Raw genomic sequence first — 11,515 nt, forward strand, 5'->3', positions numbered from 1 at the left:
AAAAAAAAACAACCCCCCCCAAACACCAATTTATAATAACAAATCCATCCCGGTCGCCCCCCCCACAACGGCGGGCCCCCACTCCGCGTATAAGCATTCCCGCGTTACTCCTGGAGTTTTTGTCCACTTATTGGGACTTCGGGGCCCAGGAGGAGCCAATATCTGGACAAAAACTCGTGTGAAGATGGCTAGGTTAGGCGCTCCAGCACCACGGCCATGCCCTGGCCGCCGCCCACACAGAGGGTGGCGAGGCCCATCGTCCCGTCCGTCTCGCGCAGGCCGTTGAGCAGCGTGGTGGTCATCCGGGCTCCTGTCATGCCGAACGGATGGCCCAGTGCGATGGCGCCGCCGTGGACGTTGAGCCTCGTGGGATCGATTTTCAGCTCCCGCGCACTGGCCACCACCTGCACGGCGAAGGCCTCGTTCAGCTCCACGAGGTCGATGTCCCGCATCTCCAGGCGGGCGCGGGCCAGCGCCTGCCGGGAGGCTTCCACCGGCCCCATCCCCATAAGCTCGGGGGACAGGGCGGTGGCCGCGGTGGAGACGATCCTGGCCAGCGGCTCCAGCCCCAGGTCCCGGGCGAGGTCGTAGCTCATGATCACCAGGGCGGCGGCCCCGTCATTGAGCGGGCAAGCATTGCCTGCCGTGACAGTGCCCTCCCGGCGGAAGACCGGCTGCAGGGCACTCACGGCGTCGAGGGTCACGTCCGGGCGCGGCGAATCGTCCCGGTCCACCACCGTGCCGTCGCGCCGCTGGTACGGCGTGATTTCGCGGGCGTAGAAGCCCGAGGCGATCGCGGCCTCAGCCCGGTTCTGGCTCAGCACGGCCCATTCGTCCTGGTCCGCGCGGCTGACCCCGTAGGACGTGGCCACGTTCTCGGCCGTCTGTCCCATGGCGATATAGATGTCCGGCATGCGGCCGCCCAGCCGCGGATCCGTCCAGGGCGTGTTCGACTCGGCGCGCGCAGCCGTACGCTGGCGGGCCGGTTCGAACCGGGGGTTGTGGTTCTGTGCCCCGGTTTCCCCCGCCCCGGCCCAGTCCTGGTAGCGCGACACGGCTTCGACGCCGGCCGCCACAAACGCCTGGCCTTCGCCCGCGCGGATGGCGTGGAAGGCCATCCGGAGGGTCTGCAGGCTGGAGGCACAGAACCTGTTAATCGTTGCCGCGGGCACGTTGTCCAGTCCAGTGAGGATGGTGACGACGCGGGCCATGTTGGAACCCGCTTCGCCGCTCGGTTCGGCGCAGCCGAGGTAGAGGTCGTCCAGGCCCGGCCCGGTGTCTCCGGTGGGGTCGAACGCCGGCAGTTTGGCCAGCGCCGCGCTGACCATGGCCGCCGCCAGATCGTCCGGCCGCTCGTCCTTCAGCGACCCCTTGAAGGCGCGGCCGATCGGGCTCCTGGCGGTTGAAACAATGACTGCTTCAGGCATGCGACCAGCCTACGCCCGTGCCCACGGAGTGGCAGCTATGCCAGCCGCATCGCCCCGGCCGCCGGCGTGACCGTGAAGATGTCCGGCGCGGTGTACCCCGCCTCCGCGAAGGCCCGTACGACGGCGGTACGCACCTGCTGCTCCTCGCTCACCGGAGTCAGGGCGATGGCGGCACCGCCGAAACCGCCGCCGGTCATCCGGGCGCCGATGGCGCCGTTGCCCCGTGAGGTCTCGACGGCGAGATCCAGTTCCGGGCACGAGATCTCAAAGTCGTCGCGCATGGACGCATGGCTGGCGTCGAGCAGGCCGCCGATCGACGACGGGCCCTGTTGCCCCAGGAGTTCCACGGTCTGCAGCACGCGGTCGTTCTCGGTGACCACGTGCCGGACGCGGCGGAAGGTGACCTCGTCCAGCAGCTCGCTGGCCTCCTCCAGGTCGCCCGGCGTAACGTCCCGGAGCGCCTTGACGGACAGCACTTCGGCACCCAGTTCGCAGGACGCCCGGCGGGAGGCGTAGCCACCGTCGGCATGGGAATGGGACACCTTGGTGTCGATGACCAGCAGGACCAGGCCGGCCGCCTCGGCCTCGAAGGGGACCAGCTGGACACTCTGGTCCCGGCAGTCCAGGAACACCGCGTGGCCCTTCGAGCCGCGCAGCGAGGCGGACTGGTCCATGATGCCCGTGGGTGCGCCGACAAAGTCGTTCTCCGCACGCTGGGTGGCCAGCACCATGTCCTCCGGGCCCATGCCGGCTCCGGTGAGGTCGTTCAGTGCCGAGATCACCGCGCATTCAATCGCGTGCGACGAGGACAGGCCGGCGCCGAGCGGCACGTTGGAGTCCAGCAGCAGGTCCATGCCCGGGACATCGATGCCGCGCTGCTGCAGGGACCAGATGACACCCAGTGGGTACTTGGTCCAGCCCTTTGCCGTCCCTGCCTCCAGCGAAGCCGTGTCCGCCGTCGTGACCCCCTGGTCGCCGTAGGTCGAGAGCAAGCGGATGGCGGAATCGGGTCGGACCCCCACCGCCACCCTGGCAGTCCGGTCGATGGCGAACGGCAGCACGAAGCCCTCGTTGTAGTCGGTGTGCTCGCCGATCAGGTTGACCCGGCCGGGAGCCTGCCACACGCCGTCGGGCTGGCGGCCGAATGCGGCGGAGAACCGGGTCTCGAGGTCGGTGATGGCGGGGGCGGTCATGCGTGGGCTCCTTCGATGAGGTCTGGTTCAATAAGGCCGGGCGCGGCCGGAGCGAGCGCCTCGGCCGGGGACGCCGGAACGGTGACCGAGCGGAGCCGCTCCGCCACCTGTTCGGGGGTGGTGTCGTTGATGAAGGCGCCCATGGCCGCCTCGGAGCCGGCCAGGAACTTGAGCTTGTCCGCCGCGCGGCGCGGGGAGGTCAGCTGCAGGTGGAGGTAGCTTGCGGGACGCAGCAGGTCATCCACCGGGGCCTGGTGCCAGGCCGAAATGTAGGGCGTCGGGGTGGGGTAGAGGGCATCGAGGCGCTTGAGCAGGTCGAGGTAGACGTGGGCCAGTTCGTCCTTCTCCGCCCCGGTCAGCCCGGCCAGGTCCGGGACCTGGCGGTGCGGAACCAGGTGGATCTCCAGGGGCCACCGGGCCGCAAACGGAACATACGCACTGAAGCTGACGCTTTCGAGCACCATCCGGCTGCCGTCCTCCCGTTCGGAGCGCAGCAGCGAGCCGGTCAGCGTTTGCCGACCGCCCGCGTCGTCGTAAAACCTGCGCGCGGCGGCTCCCATGACGGCGGCGCGCGGCGTGACGTAGGGGTAGGCGTAGATCTGGCCGTGCGGGTGGTGCAGGGTGACGCCGATGTCCGCGCCGCGGTTCTCGAACGGGAATACCTGCTTGATGCCGGGCAGTGCGCTGAGCGTTGCCGTCCGGTGTGCCCAGGCTTCCACCACCGTGCGGGCACGCGTTTCGCTCAGGCCACTGAACGATCCCGTGTGCTCCGGGGTGAAGGTGACCACCTCGCAGCGTCCGAAGGCGGGGCCCGTGGTGCCCCAGCCCGGGTTGGCGGGGACCGGGCCCAGGGCCGGGCCCAGGGAAGGGAAGCGGTTCTCGAACACCACGACGTCGTAGTCCGGCGCGGGGATCTCCGACGGGTTGGCGTCGGTGGTGGGGCAGATGGGGCACTGGTCCGCCGGCGGCAGGTGAGTGCGCGTCTGCCGGTGCGCGGCCACGGCCACCCATTCGCCGGTCAGCGCGTCATACCGGACTTCGCCGGGCTCCCCGCGAGGTGGAAGGTCGCGGTGGTCCTGCGCCTCTTCGATGGTCCGTTCGCGGCTTGAGCCGGCGTCGTCGAAGTAGAGCAGTTCGCGGCCATCGGCGAGGTGGGTGCTGGTGATGTGGGTCATGCGTCATTTCCTTTGAACGCGGTAGCCGGCGTCGGGCCGTCCGGGAGGCTGGTGGGGCGGGGAAAGATGAGGTCTGGAGTCACGGCGTCTTGTATTGTGCGAACGGGGATCCCGGGGGCAGCGGTCAGGCGTGCCAGCCGGAGTTCGCCGACGGACTGCCGGAGCAGCTCCTCGGCGGCAGGTCCGGCGAAACTGGTGCTGATCCGGTCGTCGGTGATGAGGGTGCCGACGGCGGACAGCGGGGCGATCCCGGCGAGCCCCACGGTCCCGTACTTGGTGGCGTCCGCGAGGACCACCAGCCGGTCCGATGCCGCGACCATGGCGGTGTTGACCTCGGACTCGAGCAGGTTCGGTGAGGTGATGCCGGTCTTCGGGTCGAAGCCGTGCACGCCCATGAAGCACACGTCCGCGTGAAGGCCGTCCAGGGCGTGCACCGCCACCGGGCCAACGAGAGCCTCGGACGGTGTGCGCTGACCGCCCAGGACCACGGTGCGGATGCCGCCGTCACCGGCCGCCGCCAGCGCGTTGGCCACCATGAGCGAGTTGGTGACCACCGTGAGCCCGAGATTCCGGGGGAGCAGCCGCGCGAGCTCATGGGTGGTGGTGCCGCCGGAAACCAGCAGCGTCATGCCGGGCCGGAGCAGTGTAAGCGCCTCCGCGGCGATGGCCCGTTTCGCCTCAGTTTCCTGGGCCGACTTTGCACCGAAGTCCGGTTCGAGGGCGCTGGACTCCGGAGCGCGGGTGGCGCCGCCGTGAACCCGCAGCAGCAGGCCTTCGGCGTCGAGCGCGTCGATGTCGCGCCGGACGGTCATCTCGGAGACGCGGAGCAGGTCCGCGAGTGCTGCGACGCGGACGGTGCCCTCGGCATCGAGTTCCTGGAGGATCAGGTGCTGCCGCTGTGGTGCCAGCACGTTGCTCCTCCTTCCCTTGCATTTTCCGTGCGGACGCAGTGGCTCCGCGGGCGGCTGTGCGCCCCGTCACTATTTGTTCTGTTCCCATTGTGACACAAAGCGATCAAAAACAAATAGTTTCTAACAAAAGACAACAGTAGGTGGGTTCTCGTTTGCGGTGCGTTCGCGATGCTGCGTGCGTTGTACGGTAGGTCCATGACTTCCGGCGCGACTCCCGAAACCAGCCAGTCCTCTACGGCCAGCCATGCCCCGGCAGCCAGTGATTCCTACCCGACGTCGAGGCGCTACGCCACGGGCAGGCAGTATGAGCTCAGGCGCGGCGATGCGCTCGCCGTGGTCACCGAGCTCGCGGCCGGGCTGCGGTGGTACAGCCGCGGTGACGTCCAGCTGACGGAGTCCTACGGGGATTCGGAGATTCCGCCCGGCGCCACGGGTATCACCCTGGCGCCCTGGGCGAACAGGGTGGAGGACGGCGTCTGGCATCTGAACGGCAAGAAGCAACAGCTGGACATCACCGAGGTTTCCAAAAACAACGCAAGCCACGGTCTGCTGCGCAATGCGTCGTACTCCCTCGTGGCCGAATCCGAGTTTGCCGTGACGCTCGAGGCGCCGGTGTTCCCCCAGCACGGCTATCCATTCCTGGTGCGGCACCGCGTGGAGTACTCCCTGGCCGAGGACCTGGGCCTGGAGGTGCGGCAAACGCTGGTCAATGATTCCGAGACCGAGGCGCCGTTCGTGCTGGGGGCTCACCCCTACCTCCGGATCGGCGACATCCCCTCCGAGCAGCTCACGCTGACGGTAAATGCCGCAACCCGGCTCGTGGCGGACGAGCGGCTCATCCCGCGTAGCTCCGAACCCGTGTCGGCAGACAGCGACCTGCGGCAGGGGAAGACGGTGGGGGACCTGGATCTCGACGCCGCCCTGACGGAGCTGGCGTTCGACGGCGGGATTGCCCGCCACACGCTGACCGCGCCGGACGGCCGCAGCGTCAGCCTGTGGCAGGACCGGACCTGCCCGTTCGTGCACGTGTTTGTCAGCCGCATCTACCCCGGCCGGACCGCGGCTGTTGCACTGGAACCGATGACCGGGCCTGCGAATGCCTTCAACTCGGGGGACAGCCTCCGCTGGCTGGCGCCCGGGGACTCGTTCACCATCACCTGGGGCATCCGCGCTGACCTGGGCGGTGCCTGACTGGGCAGTGTATGACTTGGGCGGTGCCTGACTTGAGCGGGGCCTGACCGGGAAGGCCCGGCCCGGCAGTGCACAGTCGGGGCCGTGGCGCGTTTCCCATAGCAGGGCGGCTAGGGAAGTATTGGGCTATGACGCCAGAAAAGGACGCCACACCAGAGGACGCAGCCAACACGAGCGCGGGCAGCGCGGGCAGCGCCGCAGGATTTGCCCGGCCCCAAGGGCGCGGTTCATTTGGGCATTCCGAGCCGCGGCGCGTCCGGACCGACCGGGACCTTGAGCAGGACATTCCCTACGGCATCCGCATTGCTGCGGCATGGGCCTGGCGGCTGGGCCTGATCCTGCTGGTCATCGGTGCCCTGGTCTGGCTGCTGGCGAAGGTCAGCTTCCTCATCATTCCCGTCATGGTGGCGGCACTGCTGGCCGGCCTGCTGAACCCCGTGGTGCGCTGGCTGCGGGAGTCGCGCGTCCCCAACGGGGCCGCCGTCGCGGTCACCGTCCTTGGCTTCATCGGACTCATCGCCGGCGCCCTTGCGCTCGTCGGCCGGCAGCTGGCCCTTGGTTTCCAGGAGCTGTGGAGTGAGGCGCTGACCGGAGTCCAGCAGGTCCAGGACTGGCTGGCCGAGGGGCCCCTTCATCTGACGGCCGCGCAGATCGACCAGTACATCCAGGAGGCCACGGCAGCGCTGCAGAACAACAGCAGCAGCATCCTCAGTGGCGCCCTGTCCTTCGGGAGCACGGCGGGACATTTCGCGGCGGGACTGGTCCTGGCGCTGTTCATCCTGATCTTCTTCCTCCTCGAAGGCGGCCGCATCTGGTCCTTCCTGGTCCGACTCCTGCCGCGGCAGGCACGGATCCCCGCCGACGGCGCCGGCCGGCGCGGGTGGGCGTCCATGGTCAGCTACGCGCGGATCCAGATGTTCGTGGCTTTCGTGGACGCCGTCGGCATCGGCGCCGGCGCGGCGATCATCGGTGTTCCGCTGGCCCTGCCGCTGGCCGTGCTGGTGTTCATCGGTTCCTTCATCCCCGTGGTCGGTGCGCTCGTGACCGGCGCTATCGCGGTGCTGCTGGCCCTGGTGGCCAACGGCCCGGTCAACGCCCTGATCATGCTGGGCATCGTGCTGCTGGTCCAGCAGCTCGAAAGCCACATCCTGCAGCCGCTGGTCATGGGCAAGGCCGTTGCCCTGCATCCGGTTGCCGTGATCCTCTCCGTTGCGGCCGGGTCCTACCTCGCCGGCATCCCCGGGGCGCTGTTCTCGGTCCCCATCCTGGCCGTAGCAAACTCGGCGATTCGGTATATTGCTGCCAGAACGTGGGAACATGAAATTGTGCCGGCTGCCGCGGGTACTGCAGGCCTGCCCCCAGCCGATGAGGACACCACCTTCAAGGAAGTCCGGCTGCCGGGCCCGCAGGCCGGCCGCGGCAACGCTGCCGGCACTGCACACGGCGCCGACGTCGAAACACCCAAAGGAGAATAGTTCGTGAACACCCCTGAAAGCCTTCCCGTCACGCTGGACGATGTCCTTGAGGCGCAGAAGCTGCTGGACGGGATTATTACGCGGACCCCGGTGGAGTCGTCCCGGGCCCTCGGCAGCATGGTGGGCGGCGAGGTCTACTTCAAGTGCGAGAACCTGCAGCGTGCCGGCTCCTTCAAGGTGCGCGGCGCGTACGTGCGGATGGCGCGACTCTCGGAAGCGGAAAAGAAGCGCGGCGTGGTGGCTGCCTCCGCGGGCAACCACGCCCAGGGTGTGGCCGTCGCCGCCAAGAGCCTGGGCATCAAGGCCCGGATCTACATGCCGCTCGGCGTCGCGCTGCCCAAACTGGCCGCCACGCGCAGCCACGGGGCCGAAGTGGTCCTGCACGGGCACAACGTGGATGAGGCCTTGGCCGAGGCCCAGCGCTACGCCGACGACACCGGAGCCGTGTTCGTCCACCCCTTCGACAACGTGGACGTGGTGGCCGGCCAGGGCACCCTGGGCCTGGAGATCCTGGAACAGGTGCCCAACGTCGACACCATCCTGATGGGGGTCGGCGGCGGCGGCCTGCTCGCCGGAGTCGCGGTGGCCGTCAAGGCCCGCGCGAAGGAACTCGGCCGCGAAATCCGCATCATTGGCGTGCAGGCAGAAAACGCGGCCGCGTACCCGCCGTCGCTGGCAGCGGACGCCCTGGTGCCGCTCAAGAAGGTGTCCACCATGGCGGACGGCATCGCCGTGGGCCGGCCCGGGCAGCTGCCGTTCAGCATCATCCGCGAACTGGTGGACGATGTGGTGACCGTCAGCGAAGACTCGCTCGCCCGGGCCCTGATCTTCCTGCTGGAACGCGCCAAGATGGTGGTGGAGCCCGCCGGTGCCGTGGGCGTGGCTGCCCTCATGGACGGCAAGATCGAGAACCCGGGAACCACCGCCGTCGTCCTGTCCGGCGGCAACATTGACCCCATGCTGATGCTCAAGGTGATCCAGCGCGGCCTTTCCGCTGCCGGCCGCTACATGACCGTGCGGATGATGCTCGATGACCGGCCGGGCTCGCTGGCCACCATCGCCCGCATCATCGCCGAGAACGACGCCAACGTGACCGGCCTCGACCACACCCGCGTGGGCGGCTCCATCAGCATGGGCGACGTCTCCATCACGGTGAACCTGGAGACCAAGGGCCACGAGCACGGCGAACAGGTCCTCGGCGCGCTGCGCGCTGAAGGCTTCCAGCCGATCGTGGTGCACTAGGAACGGCCATGCTGGACCGTCCGGGAGAGGCGCCCGCCGCCAGGGAAACGGCTGCCGGACGTGCCAGGGGCGGGCTGCTGGTGGTGGGATCCTTCGTGGCGCTCCTGTTCGCCATTGAGCTGCTCAACGCGGTGCTGCTGCACTCGCTGAACGGCGTCTTCGGGCTCAGGCCCAGGAGCGCCGACGGCATCCTTGACGTGTTCACATTCCCGCTTCTGCACGCCAACCTCAACCACGTGCTGTCCAATGCACTGCCGCTGATCATCTTCGGGTTCCTGGTGTTCCTGTCCGGGATCCGCGTGTTCCTCACCGCGGTGGCCTGCAGCTGGCTGGGCTCCGGGCTGGCCGTCTGGCTGTTTGGCGCCGGCGGGGTCACCGTGGGTTCGTCCGGCCTGGTCTTCGGTCTCTTCGCGTTTCTCCTGGTCCGCGGGTTTTTCAACCGCAGTTGGTGGCAGATCCTGCTCTCGGTGGTGCTGTTCCTGGCCTACGGCAGCATCCTGTTCGGGATCATTCCGAACGTGGCGGGGTACGTGTCCTGGCAGGCCCACCTCGGCGGCGCCGCAGGCGGCGTCCTGGCCGCCGTCGTGCTGCGGGCCCGGGCGTCCCGCCGCTGACCGGCGTCAGCGGCACAAGGCGATTTAAAGCACGACGCCGGCCGTCCCCCGAGTGGGGGAGGGCCGGCGTCGTGCGTTTGCTGGGACCGCGGACGGATGCGGTGTTAGCCCGAGTAGGGCTTGGCGGAAATGATCTCCACCGGGATGTCCTTGCCGTTGGGGGCGGTGTAGCTGAGCTTGTCGCCCTCCTTGTGGCCCATGATCGCGGCACCGAGCGGGGACTTCTCGCTGAAGACGTCCAGATCGGAGTCGCCGGCGATTTCGCGGGAGCCGAGCAGGAAGGTCTCCTCGTCGCCGGCGATGCGGGCGACGACGATCATGCCGGGCTCAACGATTCCGTCGTCGGCCGGTGACTCGCCGACATGCGCGTCGCGGAGCAGGACGGTCAGCTGGCGGATGCGGGCCTCGATCTTGCCCTGCTCTTCCTTCGCAGCGTGGTATCCGCCGTTCTCCTTGAGGTCTCCCTCCTGACGGGCAGCGTCGATCTTCTGGACGATTTCCGCGCGGCCGGGGCCGGAAAGGTGGTCCAGCTCTGCCTTCAGGCGGTCAAAAGCTTCCTGGGTAAGCCAAGCTGCAGGCGCGCTGTTAGTGGTAGACACGGACTTCTCCTCTAGTGGGTGTACAAGCGGTCTTACAAACAAAGACCCCGCCACGGTGGCCACCTGTGGAACTCAGTAACCATCTCAGCGGGGTAAAGGTATTGATTCATTGTAGTCAATCCTGTGGAGTAAACCCAACAACCAAGCGGCCTGGGTCACATACCTTTATCAAGTGCCCGTTTGCCTGTGGGCCCTAGGAAGCCGCGGGCTTGGAAATCCAGCAGTTGTCCACGACGCCCGAGACGGCCTGCGATTCGGTGCGAAGGACAACACGCTGGGCGAGGGTGCGCCCAGCGTCGGCACCTTGGCCCTGCGCCTCCCGGTCCACCGGCGGGATGTCGACCACCTTCCAGCCGACAATCGCGAACTTGGAATCGAGCGCCTTGATGGCGCACTTGACCGCAGTGCCTGGTTCCCGCGTCACCTGGAAGTCCACCTCGGCCTGCGTGGCATCCGTGGTCCGGTAGCCGATGTCCTTGAACGTTACCGACGACGTGGCGTTGGACGTGGAGATCCAGGCGAGAAAGCCCATCCCGACTGCCAGGGCGACGATAACCGCCCACCGCCTGGCCTTTCGGGACAGCCTGCGCTTTGGACGGCCATAGCGATTGGCTAGGCTAATGTCTGCAGGCTGGGCAGTGCCCGACTTGTCCTCGGTAGTCACCCCTCCAGTTTAGTGGCGATCACGCGGGGAAATATCCGGCGTCAGCCTTGCAGTTCGTCCCAGGAGAAAGAGGAGCAGTCCCCGATGACAGCGTCCACCAGCCAGCCGTCCGCACTTCGCCTGCTGACAGTCCACGCGCACCCGGACGACGAGTCCAGCAAGGGTGCAGCCACCATGGCCATGTATGCCGCGGCGGGAGTGGACGTTATGGTGGCGACCTGCACGGACGGCTCGCGCGGTGACATCCAGAACCCGGCCATGGAGGCCGCGCCCCATCCAAAGCGGGACATGGCAGGCGCCCGCCGGCTCGAAATGAACGAGGCCGCCCGGGTGCTGGGCATCCGGCAGCGCTGGCTGGGCTTCGTGGACTCCGGGCTGCCCGAGGGTGATCCGCTCCCGCCGCTGCCGGCCGGGTGCTTCGCGCTGCAGCCGCTGGAGCGGGCAGCGGCCCCGCTCGTTCGGTTGGTCCGGGACTTCAAGCCGCACGTCATCGTCAGCTATGACGAAAACGGCGGCTACCCCCATCCGGACCACATCATGGCGCACCGGGTTGCCGTGGAGGCCTTCGAGGCCGCAGGCGACCCTGCGCGTTATCCGGGCACCGGCGAGGCCTGGGAGCCGAGCAAGCTCTACTACGACCGCGCGTTCAGCCCGGAACGCTTCCGCGCCCTGCACTTTGCGCTGGAGGAGGCCGGGCTCCAGTCGCCCTACGCCCAGCGCCTTGCCGCCTGGCTTGAGGCCGACGCCGAAGGGCACACCCCGCCGCCGCCCACGCACGAAACCACCACCCAGGTGGACTGCGGCGACTTCTTCGAAGCCCGCGACGACGCCCTCCGGGCCCACCGGACGCAGGTGGACCCGCTGGGTTTCTTCTTCGCTGTGTCCTCGGAGATGCAGGCGCGCGTCTGGCCCTGGGAGGACTACACGCTGATTCAATCCAAGGTGCCCTCTGAGCTACCGGAAAAGGACCTGTTCGCGGGGCTAAGATAGAGACAAGAGACATTTTCTATCACATGTAGAAAAC

11 protein-coding genes are annotated in these 11,515 nt (G+C 68.0%); 5 read left to right on the forward strand and 6 right to left on the reverse strand.

Annotation, left to right across the window (positions count from 1 at the left end; translation table 11 throughout):
- Window positions 1-188: 188 nt before the first annotated feature.
- From AC5RWD_RS06415 to AC5RWD_RS06430, 4 genes are read right to left on the reverse strand one after another with little or no spacing between them, the layout of a single operon-like run.
- Complete coding sequence (locus tag AC5RWD_RS06415; protein ID WP_494019216.1) at window positions 189-1,427, reverse strand: acetyl-CoA C-acetyltransferase; 1,239 nt, start codon at window positions 1,425-1,427, stop codon at window positions 189-191.
- 35 nt (window positions 1,428-1,462) lie between these two features.
- Window positions 1,463-2,620 (reverse strand): galactokinase, encoded by a 1,158-nt coding sequence (galK, locus tag AC5RWD_RS06420; protein WP_494019217.1) that lies wholly within the window; start codon window positions 2,618-2,620, stop codon window positions 1,463-1,465.
- Complete coding sequence (gene galT / locus AC5RWD_RS06425) at window positions 2,617-3,795, reverse strand: galactose-1-phosphate uridylyltransferase (RefSeq protein ID WP_494019218.1); 1,179 nt, start codon at window positions 3,793-3,795, stop codon at window positions 2,617-2,619. The genes galK and galT overlap by 4 nt, the downstream gene beginning before the upstream one ends.
- Window positions 3,792-4,706 (reverse strand): DeoR/GlpR family DNA-binding transcription regulator, encoded by a 915-nt coding sequence (locus AC5RWD_RS06430; protein WP_494019219.1) that lies wholly within the window; start codon window positions 4,704-4,706, stop codon window positions 3,792-3,794. The genes galT and AC5RWD_RS06430 overlap by 4 nt, the downstream gene beginning before the upstream one ends.
- A gap of 195 nt (window positions 4,707-4,901) precedes the next feature.
- Between AC5RWD_RS06430 and AC5RWD_RS06435 the strand changes: the two genes are divergently transcribed.
- From AC5RWD_RS06435 to AC5RWD_RS06450, 4 genes are all read left to right on the forward strand, one after another.
- On the forward strand, window positions 4,902-5,897 hold the full coding sequence (locus AC5RWD_RS06435) for an aldose 1-epimerase family protein (protein WP_494019220.1): 996 nt from the start codon (window positions 4,902-4,904) through the stop codon (window positions 5,895-5,897).
- Between the two features lie 128 nt (window positions 5,898-6,025).
- A complete protein-coding gene (locus tag AC5RWD_RS06440) occupies window positions 6,026-7,372 on the forward strand; it encodes an AI-2E family transporter (protein WP_494019221.1) in 1,347 nt (448 codons plus the stop codon).
- Window positions 7,373-7,375: 3 nt separating this feature from the next.
- The gene (gene ilvA, locus AC5RWD_RS06445; RefSeq protein ID WP_494019222.1) at window positions 7,376-8,614 is read left to right on the forward strand and encodes a threonine ammonia-lyase; all 1,239 of its coding nucleotides are present in this window, start codon (window positions 7,376-7,378) and stop codon (window positions 8,612-8,614) included.
- 8 nt (window positions 8,615-8,622) lie between these two features.
- Window positions 8,623-9,228, forward strand: coding sequence for a rhomboid family intramembrane serine protease (locus AC5RWD_RS06450; protein WP_494019223.1), 606 nt, complete (start codon window positions 8,623-8,625; stop codon window positions 9,226-9,228).
- A gap of 104 nt (window positions 9,229-9,332) precedes the next feature.
- Here AC5RWD_RS06450 and greA read toward each other — a convergent pair whose 3' ends face one another.
- The gene (gene greA / locus AC5RWD_RS06455; RefSeq protein WP_494019224.1) at window positions 9,333-9,827 is read right to left on the reverse strand and encodes a transcription elongation factor GreA; all 495 of its coding nucleotides are present in this window, start codon (window positions 9,825-9,827) and stop codon (window positions 9,333-9,335) included.
- Between the two features lie 193 nt (window positions 9,828-10,020).
- On the reverse strand, window positions 10,021-10,491 hold the full coding sequence (locus AC5RWD_RS06460) for a DUF4307 domain-containing protein (RefSeq protein WP_494019225.1): 471 nt from the start codon (window positions 10,489-10,491) through the stop codon (window positions 10,021-10,023).
- A gap of 84 nt (window positions 10,492-10,575) precedes the next feature.
- Between AC5RWD_RS06460 and mca the strand changes: the two genes are divergently transcribed.
- On the forward strand, window positions 10,576-11,481 hold the full coding sequence (mca, locus tag AC5RWD_RS06465; protein ID WP_494019226.1) for a mycothiol conjugate amidase Mca: 906 nt from the start codon (window positions 10,576-10,578) through the stop codon (window positions 11,479-11,481).
- Window positions 11,482-11,515: the final 34 nt, after the last annotated feature.

This window comes from Arthrobacter sp. CMU6 (assembly GCF_059090205.1).

Bases quoted from the DNA above. Each gene is read 5' to 3' on its own strand.
- AC5RWD_RS06415 (WP_494019216.1), bottom strand. From the start codon at position 1,427: ATGCCTGAAGCAGTCATTGTTTCAACCGCCAGGAGCCCGATCGGCCGC.
- galK (WP_494019217.1), bottom strand. From the start codon at position 2,620: ATGACCGCCCCCGCCATCACCGACCTCGAGACCCGGTTCTCCGCCGCA.
- galT (WP_494019218.1), bottom strand. From the start codon at position 3,795: ATGACCCACATCACCAGCACCCACCTCGCCGATGGCCGCGAACTGCTC.
- AC5RWD_RS06435 (WP_494019220.1), top strand. From the start codon at position 4,902: ATGACTTCCGGCGCGACTCCCGAAACCAGCCAGTCCTCTACGGCCAGC.
- AC5RWD_RS06440 (WP_494019221.1), top strand. From the start codon at position 6,026: ATGACGCCAGAAAAGGACGCCACACCAGAGGACGCAGCCAACACGAGC.
- AC5RWD_RS06450 (WP_494019223.1), top strand. From the start codon at position 8,623: ATGCTGGACCGTCCGGGAGAGGCGCCCGCCGCCAGGGAAACGGCTGCC.
- mca (WP_494019226.1), top strand. From the start codon at position 10,576: ATGACAGCGTCCACCAGCCAGCCGTCCGCACTTCGCCTGCTGACAGTC.